At 62.6% G+C, this 1526-nt stretch carries 2 protein-coding genes; both read right to left on the bottom strand.

The genetic code is table 11. The features are described 5' to 3' along the window. Positions 1-148: 148 nt before the first annotated feature. A protein-coding gene (locus ACW4YW_RS15605; protein ID WP_457138405.1) for an IS3 family transposase occupies positions 149-1332 on the bottom strand; the annotation gives its coding sequence in 2 pieces (ribosomal slippage) (positions 149-1068 and positions 1068-1332; 1185 coding nt in all). A gap of 6 nt (positions 1333-1338) precedes the next feature. Further along, a partial coding sequence (locus ACW4YW_RS15610) for a hypothetical protein (RefSeq protein ID WP_457138404.1) occupies positions 1339-1526 on the bottom strand: 188 nt, incomplete at its 5' end.

Genomic DNA, 1526 nt, shown 5'->3' on the forward strand with positions numbered 1-1526 from the left:
TGACGACCGACCGAACCACCGCCCCGACCAACCAGCCCGTCCCGACCAACCTGCCGATCCCGACGAACCAGCTGGCCGCCGTGGCTTCCCGATGAACCGCCGCGACTGAGCGGCCCTAAGAATTTCGGACAGTTGATTCCGATGATTTTTACGCGGCAAGATTAGCGGCGTACCAGGCTTCTTCGACCTCATTCGGCGTTTGGTATCCGAGCGCGGAGTGGAGCCTTCTTGGGTTATACCGTAGTTCGATATAGCGCGTAATGTCAAATCGCGCGTGCTTACGAGTTGGATACTCGGTACGGTGAACGCGCTCGTTCTTCAAGGTGCCGTTGAAGGACTCGGCCCACGCATTGTCATAACACACGCCAGTGCGCCCGGCGGAACGTGTGATCCCGAGCCTTTTCGTGTGTTTCGCGTACTCGTCGGACGTATATTGGGTGCCACGGTCGGTATGCATCACAGTGACCTTCTTCCGGATGTGACCGTTGCGGGCTGCCATGTCCAGGGCGTCGGTCACCAACGAGGTGCGCATGTGCTCGGCCATGGCGTAGCCGACGACCTTCTTGCTGAAGCAGTCCAGGACCGTGGCCAGGTACAACCAGCCCTCCCACGTGGGGATATAGGTGATGTCGCCGACGAGTTTGCGGCCCGGCTCGGTCGCGGTGAAGTCGCGTCTGACCAGGTCAGGCGTGTCGCTCGCGTCCCCGGGGATCGTCGTGACTGGACGCCACGGGCGCGGCTGGCACGGTAGGAGGTCCAGCTCACGCATGATCGACCGGACCGTCTCGTCGTCGACTTGGATCCCCCATCGCACCAGGTCAGCATGCACGCGCCGGTGCCCGTAGGTCTCGTCGGACTCGTCGAAGCTGAACGTGATGATCGCAGCCAGGTCGGCCCGCCGGCGCGCCCGCGCGGACGGTTCCCGGGTCTTCCACGTGTGGTAGCCCGACCGGGACACGCACGCCCACCGGCACATCGAGACCACCGGATAGTTGCCTTCTTCACTGTGGATGAACGCGTACTTCACGCTCACCGGTGTTTCTTCGCGAAGAAGGCCGTCGCTTTTCCCAGGAACTCGTTCTCGGCCCGCAGCTCACGATTCTCTGCCTCAAGCTCCTTCAACCGTGCACGCTCCGAAACGCTCAGCTCGGGCTCCGCGACCGGATGCTCCTTCTTGTACGCGTTCACCCAGTTCCGCAGCGTCTGCTCCACCACACCACTTTCACGCGCCACCGCCGGCACAGGGCGCGAGTTCCGGATCACTTCCTGGACGCACGCGTCCTTGAACTCCGGCGAATACTTTCTTGCGGCCAACGCGGTATTCCCTTCCAGTCAATCTCAAGAATTATATCTTGAGAGCAACTGTCCGAGAAACGTAGGGCGGCTCAGGCCGGTCGCGGTGGTGATGGTGGGTGGGGCGGGTAGCCAGGTGTTGGGGCCGGTGTGCAGGGTGCCGCCGATGGCGGTAAGAGGCTCGGCGTGGATGGTTCCGGTTTCGATGACGAAGTGCCAGCGGCGGTTGCGGC

The sequence above is a fragment of the Methylobacillus pratensis genome, assembly GCF_054072455.1.